We start from the raw sequence: 15,643 nt of genomic DNA on the forward strand, positions 1-15,643 counted from the left end.
CCATGACAAAGCTGAAACTCGGCCCAGTCGTTGAAGACAAACCCGTCAAAGTGACGGTTGAACTGCCGGGCACGCTCCACCGTGATCTGATCGCCTATGCAGAGGTGCTGGCCCGCGAAAGTGGCCAGCCCGCTGCTGATCCCGTCCGGCTTATCGTGCCGATGCTGGAGCGTTTCATTGCCACGGACCGTGGCTTCGCGAAGGCTCGAAGGGGCAGAGGATAAGAAGATACGATAACGGCGACATTGAACGGTAACGTCATCAATGTTAGTGTGCGTTACCATGTTAGGAAAAGATCTCGATATAAGTGATTCGCAGTTTCTGGAAGCGCTGGAGCGCTATCTGGAAGAACTGCTTCATGCTCGCATCGTTGTTCGTGCATTCGAGGGTACGCGCAGCTTGCCGTCGTTTGTCGGGCGAGCTTACAGGCTTTATGAAACATATATTCTCGGGCACCACTGCATCATCGCTGCCAAGCTCGGAGATACAGGTACACCGGCAGATATCGCTAAGCACATCGACATCATCCGCAATGTCACCGACGCCACGGTGGTTTTCGCGACCATGAGCATTACCGCGCACAACAGGGCGCGGCTAATCGGTCAAGGTGTCCCCTTCATAGTTCCTGGCAACCAGCTTTACATCCCGGATTTGGCGATCGACCTACGCGAACATTTTCGTGCCCCACGCCGCCGGCAAGTGGCAGGACTATCGCCCGCTGCTCAAACGGTTCTTTTCCATCACATTCTGCATCTCGACAGGAATTTGGCAACGCCGTCCGCCTTAGCCGAACGGCTGCATTATTCGGCAATGTCAATCGGCCGAGCGTTCGATGACCTGGTGGCCGCCCGTCTCGCTGAAACCGTCAGACATGGGAAAGAGAGGCACATTAGCTTCAAGGCGGAAGGGCGACGCCTCCTGGAGGAAGCGACACCACATCTCCGCAGTCCGGTTCGTTCCATGAAATTCGTGCGTGGGAGCGCCTTCAGCGCACACCTGAAGTTGGCAGGGGAAACGGCGCTATCCCACCTCACGGAGCTGGCTAGCCCCCGTATCGACACTTTCGCCGTCGCCGCCAGCGACTGGAAAGCGATTTCGCAGGCGGCTGACCTTGTCGAAACTGACCGCGAAGAAGCCGACTGCATCATCGAGACGTGGTCCTACGATCCAGCCGCCTTGTCCGACACAAACACCGTGGACGTCCTGTCCTTGTACGCACAATTCCGGGATCATCGCGACGAGCGTGTCGCCATGGCTGCGGATCGACTTTTGGAGAAACTACCTTGGTAGCTGGCATTGATAAATTTCAGAAGTACTTCGCTGGCCATGAGGACCACTACGCCATCATCGGCGGGGCGGCCTGTGACCTCCTGTTCGATGAAGCCGGTCTCGATTTCAGGGCTACCAAGGATATCGACATGGTGCTCTGCGTTGAGGTGGTCGATGCCGCTTTCGGCACAGCCTTCAAAGCGTTTCTGGATGCGGGTGGCTACCAGGCACGCGAGCGCAGCACCGGCGACAAGGAATTCTACCGCTTCCACAAACCGTCGGATCAGAGCTTCCCTTTCATGATTGAGCTGTTTTCCCGCAGGCCGGGCACCCTCAACCTTCCGGAAAATGCGGAACTCACCCCCATCCCGGTTGAGGAAGACATCGTCAGCCTCTCGGCCATTCTGCTCGACGACGGATATTATGAAGCGTTGCAGTCCGCGAAGCGGAAGATCGAGGGCGTAACCGTCATCGATGAAACACTTCTCATCCCATTCAAGGCGCGGGCATTTCTCGATCTGTCCGCACGGGCCGAAGCCGGGGACAGGATCGACAGCAAAAACATCAAGAAGCACCGCAATGATGTACTTCGTCTGACCCAGCTTCTGCCTGGCGATGCCTCGATCACCTTGCCCGATCAAATTCGCGACGACATGCGACGCTTCCTTGATCTGGCAGCGGCGGACGAAACTCTTGATCCAAAAGCGCTCAACGTGCCGTTTACCCGCGACGAGGCGATTGCCCTTCTCAGGTCTGTTTACAAGTTGGTCGATGCATGAGTCGAACCTTCATCTACAGCTTTACTCCGCCATCGCTGGACCCAGCCCCCGGGGCGACCATCACATTGGACGTCTCCGAGATCGAGGATGCCGGCATTCGCGAGGTGCTTCAAACGCCGGGCGCCGCTTACGGCGCATGGTCGATTCTCGATGCGCTGCTATCGCCTACCGGCATAGGCACGCCTTTCATCTTCAAGCAGCCGCTCGGGCAAGCTCGTGAAGTGAAGGTCGCGTTATCGGGTCTGTTCGGCAGATTCGTCGCCCGCGCCTATCTTGAACGCTACTTTGACCTCTCCATCTTTGCCCATCTCGGTAATCGTGTCGTCGATCTTGATCGACGCAAACGCGCCAAGATCGAGCGCCTCGCGCGAGGCGACCTACCCGACTGGATCGCGTGCAAATCCGATCTGACTTCGCTCACGATCGCAGAGGCCAAGGGCTGCCACGACCCAAGCGGAACAGCGAGGGCGCTTTCCCGCGCCTGGACACAAGCCGGACGGATCGACCTCACGGTCAAAGGCCGCAAGGTTACGGTGAAGAGGATCGCTATCGCCACGCGCTGGGGCGTGGCGAGTCCCAGCCCGGCCGACGCATATCTTTCCGTTCACGATCCGGTCGACATGGGCGAGGCCATCGACCCGCAAGACAAGGACGCCCCTTTCGTAGGCCTGCTTCGCTTGCATGTCGCCAGCATGATCGAACACCTCGGCCATGCAGAACTCGCCCAAGCGCTGCGTGATCTGACACGGCAGGCCCTCCCGCGTGCCTTGCAAAACACTTCGGCCCGAGCCCGCGCCACCTTGGACAATGCGGTGATTAGCGAAGTCGAGAAGGACGGCGATATCGGCGGCCTGGTTGGCGGGATCGTCACACGCGCGGGTCCGATCACCGATGCAAGCGCCAGCGCCGTCGATCAGGAGGCGTTGGCCCGGCTTAACCTTCGTCCGGTTTTCGTCGGCATCGATCGGGATCTGGTCCGCGCGGCAATCGATGGCGAAGCGGACACCATTCGCGGTCGTTTGGCCGCGAAGGCCAGTCCTGATGACTTTGCGCGCCGCGACGGCGCAGGCGGCTGGATCATTCCGCTTGGCGCGGAAAAACGCATTGTCGGCGGCGCATGACGGGGTGGCGACAATAGAACATCAGATGGCAGACCGCTGAAGACGGAGCCATGGGGGACCGAACGATGGATCAACAGAAGACTGACCTCTCGAACGAGGCTGCGGCGCTTGCAGACATACTGAAATGGTCAGTCGACCTGCCCGGCTGGCAGCGCGACGCCTTGCGTCGGCTGTGCGGCCAGACAAAGCTAGAACCTGCCGATGTCACGGCGCTCGTTGCGGTCTGCAAGGGCGGCACTCCCGCAGCTCCGCTGGATGCCACCCACATCCGTGACCCTGCCGCAAGCCATGCGGTCGTCAACCTCGGAGCCTTGCATGGATTGTCGAATGTGAACGCGCTCGCGCCAGGCGAGCGGCTGTCCTTCGGCAAGACCGGCCTCACCGTGATCTATGGTGACAACGGTGCTGGCAAATCAGGATATGCCCGCGTCCTCAAGCAGCTTTGCCGGGCACGCTCACCGAAGGGTGATGCCATCCTTCCAAATATCTATGCCCGTGCAGGCGGCGTACCGACTGCCAGCATCGACTTTTTCATCGGCGGCCAGAAGCGAAACGCGACGTGGAATCAGGGCGGAGCAGTCGATCCTATGCTGTCCGCCGTCAGCGTCTTCGACTCCCGGACCGCCAATGTCCATGTCGAGAACACCAACGATCTCGCCTATACGCCCCTTCCTCTCCGCATTCTCGCCGGTCTCGCGCAGGCGTGCCAGGATGTGAAAGCCGAACTTTCGGCCGAAATCCATAAGCTGCAACAGCAAACGCCCGCCGTCCTCTCAAAACCCGAATGCAAGCCGGATACGGCGGTCGGCAAGATGATCGCCGGCTTGTCCGGAAAGACCAAACCCGACGCAATTGAGAAACTGGCTGGCCTGAACGCGCAGGAAGACGCGCGGCTTCAAACCCTCATTACCGATCTCGCTGGCGATCCCGCCCGGACCGTCCGTCAACTCCAGACTCAGGAAACCCGCATCAATGCAGTGATCGAACAGATCGGCAAGTTGACCACCGCCGCCTCTGAGCAGAACCAGACCGCGCTCCGTGAGGCTCATGGGCGTCTTGCAACTGCGCGAGCGGCGGCATTGGCTGCATCCGACGATCTTTTCGCCGCGGAACCTCTGCCGGACATTGGCTCGGATATCTGGAGAGCCCTCTGGGAAGCTGCTCGAACCTATTCACGCGAAGCGGCCTATCCAGAAAAGCCTTTCCCCGTGACAGGCCCGGATGCCCATTGCGTCCTGTGCCAACAGCCGCTCGGCGAGGAAGCCGTCAAACGACTGAGCAGCTTCGAAGCCTTCGTCCAAGACGAAAGCAAGCGCCGTGAAGAGGAAGCTGGCGTGGCTTATGACGATTTGCTGGAGGAGCTATCGTCGCAAAGTTTCCCCATGAAGGATCTGCCTTCATTCCTCGCGCTGATCCGCGACGATATCGGCCACGACGAGTTGGCTAAGATCCTTCGCCGCCAGATCGTCCAACTGTCCTGGCGGCTACGGGCGGTACTTCGAACCCACGCAAGCGAGGTTTTGCACACATTGCCGCCGGACGCGATCTCTGCGCCAGAGGAATTGCGTGATGTGCTGGGCGGGATTGCGACGCGGATCGAAGGCCTGGAATCGGAGGTAGGCTCTCCCCAACGTGCCTCCCTTATCATCGAGCGAGACGGCCTGGCCGACCGGAAATGGCTCGGCGTCGTGCAAGCCGACGTCCTTGCCCAAATTGAACGCTGCAAATCCATCGAGGCCCTGGAAAAGGCCAGTAAGGAAACGACCACAAACAAGATCACGACGCAGAGCGCCCGTATCGCGCAGGCTCTTGTCACCAATCGCCTGCGTGGCCGCTTCGCGATTGAAGTCGACAAGCTCGGCGTTGCCGGCCTCGCCATCGAGCTTCAACAGGCGAAGACCTCAGCGGGGGTGCCCTTCTTTCAGGTGCGTCTCATCAACAAGCCGAGCGAACCCGTCGGCAAGGTTTTGAGCGAAGGTGAGCATCGATGTGTAGCGCTCGCCGCTTTCCTCGCCGAGCTGTCGACCATCGACGCGCAGTCGGCGATCGTTTTCGACGATCCCGTGTCCTCTCTTGACCACCTGCACCGTGATAGGGTCGCCGCACGCTTGGCCGAAGCGGGCGAAACACGGCAGGTGATTGTGTTCACACACGACATGGCCTTCTTGCTTCTACTTGAGGAGGCCTGCCGGGCAACCAAGGACCGTGAAGCAACGCCGATCGCCTACCGGCTCATCAGTCGTGGCGCCGACAATTCCGGCTTCTGTCATCAAGACCCGCCAGCCAGCGTCATGCCGCTCGATAAAGTGATAGACGGAATGAAGGCACACCTTACGAATGTGAAAATCCACCACGAGCGCGGTGATCAGGCGAAATGGTTGCGGGAGGTGACATCCTTCCAAGACCAGCTTCGCACCTGTTGGGAACGGGCGGTAGAAGAGGTGGTCGGACCGGTGATCCGTCGCCTGTCACGCAAAGTCGATACGACCGGCTTGATCAAGCTTACCATCCTCACCGATACCGATTGCGCCACGATGCGTGAGGCCTTCGGCCGTTGCTCCGCGCTCCTTCATAGTCAGCCCGGCGAAATCAATCCCCGCCTGCCCTCAGCGGCGATGATCGAAAGCGAAATCAGCGCGCTAGCGAACTGGATCACTGACATTCGTACCCGCCAGGAGAGGGCCGCATGATGTCCATCAAACCGCTATTTCTAATGAATGTCGGTATCGGTAGTTGCGTGCCCCCGCAACCATCTTTACTTGCGACCCCGTAGCCCCCGCTGCGGGGTTTTTGCTTTGCGTGGAAATCGTAAGGATTCCAGCGAGATCGCCCTGAACGGCGATCTCCACCTTGCCGTCGACCGGCGTCAGCTCGATCTGATCCACGAGCGAGCGCAGCGTGTCGGCGGCCTCGATCCGCTTCCCCTCGTCTTCGTCCTGCAGGGCGTCGTAAAGCTGTTGGACCCGCTTGCGGTATTGCAGTGCCATGCTCGGGTGCAGCAGGGGTGGCGGCTCGTCGGCTTCGGCCAGGAACAGTTCAAGTTCCTTCTTGCGTTTCTCAATCGCCACCATCTTCGCGTTGAGAGCGTCAGCGGCCCCACCCTTCAGTATCAAATTGAGGAGGGTCTCGAGTTCCCGATCGATCTTCGCAATCTCCGCCTCGGCCGACGCGATCTCGGCGCGGCCCTCCATGCGCAGCCGGTTCATCTCCTGCGTGAAGACCTCGCAGAAATGGGCGAAGAGCTCCGGATCGACGAGTTTGGTACGCAGTGCGTTCAGCACACGCGCTTCCAACTCGTCGCGGCGGATGTTGACCCGGTTGTCGCAGGTCCCCTTGTTGCGCGCCGTCGCACATCCGATCAGCGTCGCCGAGATCGCGGAATAGCCGCCACCACAGCAGGAACATTTGGTCAATCCCGAGAAGAGGTATTTGGGGCGGCGGCGGGTATTGATCCGGGAGAGATCGGCCTCGCCGTTTTCCTTCCGGGCGATCTTGTTCTTCTCCTGCCGCGCCTTCACGGCGTTCCAGAGATCGTCATCGAGGATGCGCAGCTCCGGCGTTTCCTGGATGACCCATTCCTCTTCCGGGTTGGGGCGGGCCTGCCGCTTGCCGGTGTTCGGATCCTTGACGAAGCGCTGCCGGTTCCAGACGATCTTGCCGATATACATCTCATTGTTGAGGATGCCATTGCCCCGTTTCGGGTTGCCGTTGATCGTGCTGAACCCCCAATCGCCGCCTGACGGAGCGGGAATGCCTTCCTTGTTCAGGGCGAAGGCGATGGTCTTGGCCGACTTGCCGGCGGCGTAGTCGCGGAAGATGCGGCGGACCACCTCGGCCTGGAACTCGTTGATGGTGCGATCGCCGCGGATCGGCTCGCCGTTCGCATCGAGTTTCTTGACCACATCGTAGCCATAGGCATTGCCACCACCCGATTTGCCCGCCTCGACGCGGCCGCGCTGCCCGCGGCGGGTCTTGTCGGCCAGATCCTTCAGGAACAGCGCATTCATCGTGCCCTTGAGACCGACATGCAGATGCGTCACCTCGCCTTCCGACAGGGTGAACATCTTCACGTCGGCATAGGACATGCGCTTGAAGATGCCCGCGATGTCTTCCTGATCGCGGGAGAGGCGGTCCATCGCTTCGGCCAGGATCAGGTCGAAACGGCCGCCCATTGCGTCGGCCATGAGCGCCTGAATGCCTGGGCGGATCAGCGAGGCGCCGGAGATCGCGTGGTCCGAATACTCCTCGACGATATGCCAGCCCTGCTTCTCGGCATGGAGACGGCACATACGGAACTGGTCGGCGATGGAGGCGTCGCGTTGATTGTCGGAAGAATAGCGGGCGTAGATCGCGACTTTCAAAACCTGGCTCCCGTCCGTATCAGGAGGAGCGCTTCCTCCTTTGCCGTGACATCTTCACTTCCTCTGCATAGCACTCCTGCGCCGCCTGCCTCGCCAGGATGCCGACCAGACGCAGAAGGCGAGGGTCGGGATTGCCACGCGGCGTAAACGTCAGCTCCGGCGCGTCCAGCAGCAAGGATTCGAGCAGCGCTTCGCGCTCTCCTCCTGTCATCTTTGCCGGGTTTCCTGGGGCTCGCAAGGTCATAACTTGCAGCATTCGCCCCGAGGGAAGCATAAGCAACGGAAATTGAAGGCGAATATTCGGCGGCAATTGGCGCGGGTGAGCGTGCTATCGCGTAGCTCAGCGTGTCCTGGCGAGCCATGGCGTAGCAAAATAACCTATCGGAATCCCTCGCTGGCCCGGTCATCATTGGCCTCGTCGCCTCTCCTCATGAGGTCATTGACTGTAGGCGCAACCTTATCGTATTGTAATTCGCGATACAAGACGCTATATGCCGACCAAGGAGATTCGCCATGGCCACGACCGCCGAACGCAAGGAATACCCGATCTCGATGCGCTTGCCCGAGGCGGATGTCGCAATGATCGATCGCGCCGCCAGCTTGCGCGGCCGCTCGCGCACCGATTTCGTGCGCGACGCCGCTGTGCGCGCGGCCGAGGAGGTCGTCATGGAGCAGGGGCTGATCCGGATGAGCCCGGAGGGCTTCGCCGAGTTCATGGATGTGCTGGCGCGTCCGGCCGCTCCCGTTCCGGAGATGGTAGACGTTCTGAAGCGGCCCGCGCCATGGGAGCCCGGCTACGTGGCGAAGCGGTAAGCTCTTGCACCTTTCGGGTCCTGAACCGCTCTCTGCCGAACACGATGTGTCCGAGTTCACCTGTGGCAAGCCCACGCTTGACCACTGGCTGAAATCACGCGCCCTCTCCAATCAACAGAAGGGCTTTACCGCCGTCCTCGTCGTGCATGAGGCTAGACGCGTGGTCGGCTTCTACGGCCTTGCGCCTACCGGTGTGGTGCCTTCGGTTCTGCCGCGTTCGATCAGGACGGGGCAGCCGCCCAACCCGGTCCCCTGTATGCTGCTCGGCCAACTCGCAACCGACACCGGATGGGCAGGGCTGGGCATCGGGACCGGTCTTGTGAAGCATGCTTTCCAGCGCTGCGTTCAGGCCGCATCGCTGATCGGCGGGCGGGCCTTGCTGGTCAACGCCGTCGACGGTGAAGCCGCCGAATTCTGGAAGCGGCGCGGCTTCAAGCCGTCCAGGGATGATCCCCTGGTTCTGCTCCGCTCGATCGACGACATCGCGGCGTCGCTCGGTGAGGCTGGAAGTTGAAAGCTTGGCTGGCTCCAACCATAGCGATTCGCCTCTTCAAATTCATCTCCACCAGACCGCCAACCCCGAACTGGCCCCCAGCAGTCTTGGCCCGCAGATGAACGGGCTGGCAAAAACACGCGGCGAACAGATTCAGCAAGGTCAGGAATCGGGCGAGACGCTGACCAACGACATCAATGCTCGCGAGGCAAAATGCGGCTTTACCCAGGCCGGCAGACAGTAGGCGCCACGTTTGACTGGGCGGTTGCGGCCAACCGGTGCCTTGGGTCGTTCGGTCCTGCCCCACCACGCCAGACTTGTTCCGATGCGTTCTGGTGGTTTTGAGAAGTGGGTCGAGCGTGGCGGATTCTTCTTTCCGCCGCATCTGGCTTGTTGTCCTGGCCCTTGTTCTGTTCGAATTCACAAAGGACGGCCCGGCCGACGCGGTTGCCGCGCCGGATGCGGCGGCGCTGACAGGGGAGTGAGAACGGATCGCGACCGTTGAAGGGATGGGCCAACTGCTGGCTACCTGCCCCGCCGATATCTGGCAGACGCGCGGCAGCATTCCGCTGGTGGCGGGCACCCAAAACTGGACGGAGGAAACCTGCCCCCGTAACCCTTGAGGCGTGTGTCGAGGCCTGCGTCACCGGCGGATCTAGTGCGGCCTTTCGGCAGGTGGCGCGCACGATCGACCTGTTTGACATGCCGGATGACGATCTGGACCGGCGTAGGGCCAATGCGCTGTCCTGCGCGCGCGGATATCGATCGGGTTGTACCAATCGCGCGGCCGAGATCCGCAATGCCTCGATTCCATCCGATCCCATGGCCGGGCAATCGGAAAGGGTGCGGCAGTTCTGCACCTATCGCAGTTTCGATATCACCTGCAATTCCGACAATGGCTGGGGTTGCGCCATGCTGGGACAGGCTTTCCGGCTGGGCGAGGGAGTTGAGGCCGATCCTGATGAGGCTCGATCGAAATACCGCTTGGCCTGCGCCCTGCATCCGGGGCCAGAGCGGGAACGGACAGAATATGCGCCCTGCCGTTTTGCCCGCAACGGTTTGGCCGCCATGGGCGAGCCACTGGACGCGACTGATTAGGCCAGTCCGATCCTAGGCGGGGCCAAGAGCGCGTGACTAGTCAACAGATTGCCCGGTCAGGGGGGATGCGCCGCCAAAAAATGAGTGATCTCAGTGCCACCTCCCGGTCCTGCCGAACTCAGGTCACTGGCTGCGCCAGTGGGACTGACAGAATCAATGCCACCAGTTCCGCCTGCCTTTGCACCCCGGTCTTGGAGAAGATGTTTCGCAGATGGAAGGCGACGGTCGTACCCGAGATCGCCAACCGGTCTGCAATCTGGCTGCGGCGCAGCCCTTCTGCCAACAAACACGCGACCTGGGCTTCCATCGGCGTCAGGCCGAACAACTGGCCAAGCGTCGCAGTGTCCATAGGAGGTTTGCTGTCTGTGCCGCTCAGTATCAGCATGGCGACCCCCTCATCATGGTGCGAGTGCGCTGGCAGCGACATCCCGATAATCATGAGCTGGCACCCATCGTCCAAGCGCAACCCCGTCGGCGCCATCCCTTTACCCGGGGCCAACCCTGCGATCAACGCGGACAGCTTCCGGCCATTTTCGCCGCTGGCGGCAAAACGCCCACTCAGCGAGATTCCGGCCGCGCCCGACAAGCTTTGGGCCAGAGGATTGGCATGGACCACGCCGCCATTGGCATCGAGCAGCACCACGCCAAGAGCCAGGCGGTCGAGGGCGGCCAGGCCAGATCGATCTCCCGGCATTGCGCGCAACCTTTGCATCCGGTTCAGGCGCGCTTCAACGGTGGCACGAAGCAGGTCGTAATCAATGGGCTTGGTCACATAATCGTCGGCCCCCGCCATGCGCCCATCGATTACCTGCTGGCGCGAGGACAGGGCAGTCAGAAAGACAAAGGGCACGTCATCAAGATCGGGTCTCGTCCGGCGCAAATGGGACATGAACCTCTTGCCGTCCATGCCGGGCATCAGGATGTCACAGAGGATCAGATCGGGGCGCTGCCTTTCCAGACAGGCCAGCGCTTCGCGCGCATCTGCGGCGGCGCTCACGATGTAACCGGCCTCGTGCAGTTCGAAGGCGATGTCGTCGCGCAGGGATGGTTCATCCTCGACACACAGGATCAGTGGCGCGGTCATGCGACGTCATCCTTCGGCAGGTAAAGCGCGGCTGTCAGGCCTCCCCCGTCACGCTGCGTCAAGGTCACGTCTCCTCCCTGTATTCGCGCCAGATCGCGCGCAAGCGTCAGCCCCAATCCGGAGCCGGGCAAAGTCTCGTGCCCGCTGCCTCGGTAGAACCTGTCAAAAGCACACTCAATCTCTTCGGGCGACATACCCCTCCCTCTGTCCTCGATCCGACAGACGATGCAGTCCCGCGACTGAAAAACACTCACATCGACGCGGCAATCGGGCGGAGAATACAAGAGCGCATTGCGCAGGAGGTTGGACAGGATTTCGGCGGTCAGCATCGGATCGCACAGCGCGACAGTTGGTTCTGTTTGCACCGACTGCCGAATACGGGCCGGGTCGCGGTCCCACGCCGTCGCCATCAGGTCATCAATGACTGAAGATACAAGATCGTTTAGGTCATGGGCGCGCAGGCTAGGAAGAACCGCATCGCGTTCCAGCCGGGACATCATCAATGCGGTATCTGTCAACTTCACGAGCCGCGCGACCGCCTCACGGGACACCGCCGCCTTTTCCGAGATCAGTTCTGGTGGAACCGGGCCGCCGCTGCGCCGCGTCAGGCGGTGCATCGCGCTGTCGATTACGGCTAGCGGCGTGCGGAACTGATGGGCAATCAGGTCGGCGAACCGGCGGTGGTTCTCGGAGGTTTCGCGTTCGCGTTCCAGATCGCTGGCGAGCTTCTCAGCCCGCAGGTGGTCCAGCTGTCCGCTCATCAGCCGCCTCTCACGATCGATCAGGATTGCCACCAGCCCCAATCCCGCTACAGCAGCCCCCAGCACTGACATCAGCGCAAGCAAATGCAGGTGCCTCAGGCTGTCCAGGCGCGTGGCCTGACTCTGCCATTCATGGGACATCACCAGACTCGCCTTGGTCCTTAGTGCAGCGACCAGCGCCGTGACATGTGCCCGCAGCGCGGCCGGATCGGCACCTTGCGCGGGGTCAAGCGCCAGAAGCCCACTGCGCCAGCGTGCAAGTGTTTCGGACACTCCCGCATTCTCGAGAAAGCGACGTTGCGGCCCATCTTCCAACAGCGTCAGCCGCGAAACCAATATATCAAAACGGGTCTGGATCTGTTGTGGCGCTGCCTCATCCGAGAGTGCCAGCGCAAGGTTCAAGGCCTCGATCTGCGTCTGGCCAAAGACCCAGATCATGTTCTCGGTTGCGGCAATGCGCATCTGGCGTTCCAGCACCACAAGCTGCCACGCAGCCAGCGCCAACAGGCCCAGGCAGATCGCCACCAGCCCACCAAGCCACAGATAGCGGGCCCGCCCGCCTGTGCCGGTCATTGCACATGCAGCGCGACAAGCTGCCAGACCCATCGCATGTCATACCGTATATCGGCCAGAACGCCGTGATTGTCGCGCGGATAGACGATCCAGACTGGACCCTTGTCACGCGGGGTCAGAGGCACGTCATCCATGTAAAGCGCGGCTAGAACATCAAACCGGTGAAAATCCTCGACAGGTATATCGACGACATAGTCGTTCAACGCTGTCGCGCGCACACTACTTCCCTCGGCTCCGGCATGGGCGAGGACGTCTCGCATCAGCACACCGCGGAACTCCGGCCTGCCATCTGTGACGCTGGTCGATGTCGAAAACTCATGCCAGTCCATCGTATCGAAATCCGCGCGCGTCATCTCCACTCTGCCGTCCGTGACCGCGCCGGTCAGGGTCAGCAGGACGTCCTCGGCAGCCGCTGGTACGGCCATGAACACAAGTGCCGTCATCAACGCGGTCTGAAAGATGTGATACCGCAAGCTCATCACCACAACCCAAAATGAAAACCAGGTTCCGGACTGAACTCTATCACAGGAGACTACATGTTCCCCGTTCAAACGAACGGGGCGGCCAGTCTTGAGCAGAACTAAACTCGGAATCAAACAGCAGGAGGATCTACGCTTGACCATCTTCTCGACCATGCGAAGAGCGGGCATACCTGTTCTGGCCTGTCTGCTGGCGCTGCCGGCGCTGGCCGACGGGCCTGGAGGGCTGGTTACCGGCAGTTTTGGCGATCAGCCGCTGGAGCTGACTGTTGCCCCCGAATTGTCCGGCGCGACGATCATCGGCAACTATGCCGATGCCTCCTTGCTTGCCGCGCAGATGGAGGGCGATCAGGGGCCGGTCAATCTGGAACTGACGATCAATGGCGAATTGCCCGCGCCCGGCGAAATGGCGCTGACGATCACCTTCGCGCGCGACATGGGGCGGAACTGGACTGGCGATCAGGACAGCCTGACACTGACCCTGGAGGAATTCACGCCGGGCGACGGGATCGTCGTCTTGAAGGGTACGCTCACCGGGCAAGTCAGCCTTCGCCCCGCAAACGAAACTCGTTGCGCTCTCATCCCGACATCCCCCGGATGCAACAACGGGCAAGTCAGCGGTGGCCCCTCATCCGAAACCCGGCCTGTCACCTTCAGCTTCGACACCCGGCTTGAAGAGCTCGACTGAGATGGCTGGACCTGCCCTTGCCCGAACTGCGGCCCTGCTGCTGATCGCTACGGCAACGTCAGCACTGGCCGGTGAACCGCCCAACCCGGTCTGCCACGCGGACGTCCATCGCGCCGGCAATTTTGACCTGCGACAGATTGGTCCGCTGATCGCGGGAACGTGGACCGAAGCCGCCATCGGAACGAGTGTGGCAATAGGCGTTCAGGAGAGCACCTTCGAGATCATTTATGATCGGAACCGCAACCGATTGTATCTGGGTTCGGACGGCATTCAGACCGAACTGGTGCCGGTTCGAGGTGGCAACAAGCCGCTGCGCTTTGACTTTGTGCGTGGCGAGGCAATGGACCCGCAGTTTTATATGTTGACTTCAACGGGTTCCGAGCCCGGCGCGGAGCCTTGGGAATGGGCGTTGGTTCAGGATTGCCAGATTGCCTCGGCGCCGCAATTCGAATGGCAATTCGGCACCGGTGCGCGGCGCTCGGACGGGATCATCAGTTTCTTCTCGGCCAATGAGGCGATGGGAACAAAACGCAATTCGGCGCGGGGCGCCCGCGAACAGCTGATCAGCCGATAGGAATGCCAATGGAGGTGCTTGTCCCGCTTGTCCTGGCCCTCGGAATCGCAACCCCCGCTGGTGCATTGGACGCCATTGGCGAGATCGGGGCAAACTTGGACGGTGAAGAACTGAACTGGCAGGTGATGCGTCAGGATGATGGCTCGGCGATGGTGCAGATCACCGATATCGGCCCGCTGACCATGATCGAACTGCATGCACTTGGTGACGGCAGCATTTCTATCGGCCTGATCTTTCACGGCAAGCCTTCCGGAGATACGCCGCCCGCCGGTCTGACCATCGACATGCGGCCCGATCGCGGGGCGATGGCGGGCGCGGTCTGGGAAAGCGAGGAAGAGCCGCCGCAGATGTCGATCGACCTGCTGGATCTTGAGGATGAAGGCCGCATCCAGGCCAGCTTTGCGGCAACCCTATGCCGCCGGGATGCCCCGGACGACTGTCGCGACGTCGAGGGGCGGATCGACACGTCGTTGGGTGCAGGCCCATGACACTGGCCGAGTTTCTGGCTGATCCGCTGCGCGTGACGCAAATCTCCGACAGCGTGCTGGAGATCGAGAATCGTCCGGTCCGGCGGGCGGTGATTGCTGCGGCCGTGATATTGGTGGCGATCGCGGCGGGCCTGGCAGCCATCGGGGATGGTGCGACCGGAACGGGGATCATCGTGCTGGCCATGGTGGGCCTGATCGGCTGGCTCTACATGCACGAGTTGGTGCAACTGACTCAACTGAGCCTGGACAGGCATGCCGGTCTTGTCCGGCTGCGTGTGACCACATTGCGCGGGCGGCGTGAAGAGACATTTGCACTCTCGGACCTGCACAAGCTGGAAAGTGTCGCGCACTATGGCACGGCGGTAGGAAACGATGAGACCCGGCTGGTGCTGATTCGCGGATCGGGACCAGAGCGGCGCGAGATCATAGTGCCCATGTTCCGCCCGGATCCCGAAGAGGTGGCGCATCTGACGGGCGTCGTCAATGGCTGGCTTTCCCGCCAGGGAAAGGGAAACCCGTCATGAGTATTGAGACGAACACGCCCGAACGACTGGAACTGGAACTGGCGATGCCGCGCTTTATCCTGTGGTTCGTCATGGTGCCTGTCCTGCCGATCACCCTGATCGGGCTGGCCAATCTGATCGGGGGCGAAATCCTGACCGCGCTGGTGCTGCTGGTCGTGCTGAACGGGGCCTTTCTCGCGGGATATATCGCCCTGTCCGAGCGCACACGGCTCAGGTTGGACGCAGGGTCGGGGCTGGTCAGCATCATCCGGACATCGCGCCTCGGCACGCGTCAGCGGGACTATCCGCTTGAGGCGCTCGACAGTGCCGAACTTGACCGCAGCCATACCTCGCGAGAGGACCGCAGCACCTCGAAGGTGGTTCTGGTTTTTCGCAACACCCGCCCGGCAACACGGGTTCCGTTGTCACGTTGGGGCGTATCGGGCGATGGACCTAGGCAGATCGCCAATGACATCAATGCCTGGCTGCGACGCCATTTCGGGGGCGAACAAACTTCCCCCGCATCTCAACCTTCAAGCTGATTGCCCCAAAAGGAACC

19 protein-coding genes are annotated in these 15,643 nt (G+C 61.1%); 14 read left to right on the plus strand and 5 right to left on the minus strand.

Features of this window, described 5'->3' with window-relative positions; all coding sequences use genetic code 11:
* Nucleotides 1–2: 2 nt before the first annotated feature.
* From PAE61_RS05370 to PAE61_RS05390, 5 genes are all read left to right on the plus strand, one after another.
* Nucleotides 3–224: a DUF2274 domain-containing protein gene (locus tag PAE61_RS05370; RefSeq protein ID WP_108130984.1), complete on the plus strand. Its 222-nt coding sequence runs from the start codon at nucleotides 3–5 to the stop codon at nucleotides 222–224.
* Nucleotides 225–282: 58 nt separating this feature from the next.
* Complete coding sequence (locus PAE61_RS05375; protein ID WP_145693913.1) at nucleotides 283–1,290, plus strand: MarR family transcriptional regulator; 1,008 nt, start codon at nucleotides 283–285, stop codon at nucleotides 1,288–1,290.
* Nucleotides 1,284–2,048 (plus strand): hypothetical protein, encoded by a 765-nt coding sequence (locus PAE61_RS05380; RefSeq protein ID WP_271114332.1) that lies wholly within the window; start codon nucleotides 1,284–1,286, stop codon nucleotides 2,046–2,048. Before PAE61_RS05375 ends, PAE61_RS05380 begins: the two co-directional genes overlap by 7 nt.
* Entirely contained in the window at nucleotides 2,045–3,169 is a 1,125-nt protein-coding gene (locus PAE61_RS05385; protein ID WP_108130987.1) for a hypothetical protein, read from the plus strand. The genes PAE61_RS05380 and PAE61_RS05385 overlap by 4 nt, the downstream gene beginning before the upstream one ends.
* Before the next feature lie 65 nt (nucleotides 3,170–3,234).
* Nucleotides 3,235–5,859, plus strand: a complete 2,625-nt coding sequence (locus PAE61_RS05390; RefSeq protein WP_271114333.1) for an AAA family ATPase — start codon at nucleotides 3,235–3,237, stop codon at nucleotides 5,857–5,859.
* A 6-nt stretch (nucleotides 5,860–5,865) separates the two neighbouring features.
* Here PAE61_RS05390 and PAE61_RS05395 read toward each other — a convergent pair whose 3' ends face one another.
* Together PAE61_RS05395 and PAE61_RS05400 are read right to left on the minus strand one after the other, a co-directional pair.
* Nucleotides 5,866–7,530, minus strand: coding sequence for a recombinase family protein (locus tag PAE61_RS05395; protein WP_271114334.1), 1,665 nt, complete (start codon nucleotides 7,528–7,530; stop codon nucleotides 5,866–5,868).
* A gap of 19 nt (nucleotides 7,531–7,549) precedes the next feature.
* Nucleotides 7,550–7,741, minus strand: coding sequence for a hypothetical protein (locus PAE61_RS05400; RefSeq protein ID WP_120443149.1), 192 nt, complete (start codon nucleotides 7,739–7,741; stop codon nucleotides 7,550–7,552).
* Between the two features lie 302 nt (nucleotides 7,742–8,043).
* On the opposite strand from PAE61_RS05400, the gene PAE61_RS05405 reads away from it, so the two are divergent.
* The 4 genes from PAE61_RS05405 (at nucleotide 8,044) to PAE61_RS05420 (ending at nucleotide 9,934) form a co-directional block, all read left to right on the plus strand.
* The gene (locus tag PAE61_RS05405) at nucleotides 8,044–8,343 is read left to right on the plus strand and encodes a type II toxin-antitoxin system TacA family antitoxin (protein ID WP_012092580.1); all 300 of its coding nucleotides are present in this window, start codon (nucleotides 8,044–8,046) and stop codon (nucleotides 8,341–8,343) included.
* Nucleotides 8,344–8,389: 46 nt separating this feature from the next.
* Nucleotides 8,390–8,857 (plus strand): GNAT family N-acetyltransferase, encoded by a 468-nt coding sequence (locus PAE61_RS05410; RefSeq protein WP_271114335.1) that lies wholly within the window; start codon nucleotides 8,390–8,392, stop codon nucleotides 8,855–8,857.
* A gap of 4 nt (nucleotides 8,858–8,861) precedes the next feature.
* Nucleotides 8,862–9,080: a hypothetical protein gene (locus PAE61_RS05415; protein WP_271114336.1), complete on the plus strand. Its 219-nt coding sequence runs from the start codon at nucleotides 8,862–8,864 to the stop codon at nucleotides 9,078–9,080.
* A 431-nt stretch (nucleotides 9,081–9,511) separates the two neighbouring features.
* Nucleotides 9,512–9,934, plus strand: coding sequence for an SEL1-like repeat protein (locus PAE61_RS05420; protein ID WP_271114337.1), 423 nt, complete (start codon nucleotides 9,512–9,514; stop codon nucleotides 9,932–9,934).
* 118 nt (nucleotides 9,935–10,052) lie between these two features.
* Here PAE61_RS05420 and PAE61_RS05425 read toward each other — a convergent pair whose 3' ends face one another.
* Genes PAE61_RS05425 through PAE61_RS05435 form a run of 3 tightly spaced genes read right to left on the minus strand, consistent with a single transcriptional unit; the run spans nucleotide 10,053 to nucleotide 12,831 of the window.
* Nucleotides 10,053–11,018, minus strand: a complete 966-nt coding sequence (locus PAE61_RS05425) for a response regulator (RefSeq protein WP_271114338.1) — start codon at nucleotides 11,016–11,018, stop codon at nucleotides 10,053–10,055.
* Nucleotides 11,015–12,352, minus strand: a complete 1,338-nt coding sequence (locus tag PAE61_RS05430; RefSeq protein WP_188128711.1) for a sensor histidine kinase — start codon at nucleotides 12,350–12,352, stop codon at nucleotides 11,015–11,017. Before PAE61_RS05430 ends, PAE61_RS05425 begins: the two co-directional genes overlap by 4 nt.
* The gene (locus tag PAE61_RS05435) at nucleotides 12,349–12,831 is read right to left on the minus strand and encodes a putative pterin-binding protein (protein WP_271114339.1); all 483 of its coding nucleotides are present in this window, start codon (nucleotides 12,829–12,831) and stop codon (nucleotides 12,349–12,351) included. The genes PAE61_RS05430 and PAE61_RS05435 overlap by 4 nt, the downstream gene beginning before the upstream one ends.
* A gap of 136 nt (nucleotides 12,832–12,967) precedes the next feature.
* Here PAE61_RS05435 and PAE61_RS05440 point away from each other — a divergent pair, with 136 nt between their 5' ends.
* From PAE61_RS05440 to PAE61_RS05460, 5 genes are read left to right on the plus strand one after another with little or no spacing between them, the layout of a single operon-like run.
* On the plus strand, nucleotides 12,968–13,519 hold the full coding sequence (locus tag PAE61_RS05440; RefSeq protein ID WP_271114340.1) for a hypothetical protein: 552 nt from the start codon (nucleotides 12,968–12,970) through the stop codon (nucleotides 13,517–13,519).
* 1 nt (nucleotide 13,520) lies between these two features.
* The gene (locus PAE61_RS05445) at nucleotides 13,521–14,093 is read left to right on the plus strand and encodes a hypothetical protein (protein ID WP_271114341.1); all 573 of its coding nucleotides are present in this window, start codon (nucleotides 13,521–13,523) and stop codon (nucleotides 14,091–14,093) included.
* An 8-nt stretch (nucleotides 14,094–14,101) separates the two neighbouring features.
* Complete coding sequence (locus PAE61_RS05450) at nucleotides 14,102–14,581, plus strand: hypothetical protein (protein ID WP_271114342.1); 480 nt, start codon at nucleotides 14,102–14,104, stop codon at nucleotides 14,579–14,581.
* The gene (locus tag PAE61_RS05455; protein WP_271114343.1) at nucleotides 14,578–15,105 is read left to right on the plus strand and encodes a hypothetical protein; all 528 of its coding nucleotides are present in this window, start codon (nucleotides 14,578–14,580) and stop codon (nucleotides 15,103–15,105) included. The genes PAE61_RS05450 and PAE61_RS05455 overlap by 4 nt, the downstream gene beginning before the upstream one ends.
* Nucleotides 15,102–15,626: a hypothetical protein gene (locus tag PAE61_RS05460; protein WP_271114344.1), complete on the plus strand. Its 525-nt coding sequence runs from the start codon at nucleotides 15,102–15,104 to the stop codon at nucleotides 15,624–15,626. The genes PAE61_RS05455 and PAE61_RS05460 overlap by 4 nt, the downstream gene beginning before the upstream one ends.
* Nucleotides 15,627–15,643 lie beyond the last annotated feature (17 nt).

Source organism: Paracoccus aerodenitrificans (genome assembly GCF_027913215.1).
Classification (GTDB): domain Bacteria; phylum Pseudomonadota; class Alphaproteobacteria; order Rhodobacterales; family Rhodobacteraceae; genus Paracoccus; species Paracoccus aerodenitrificans.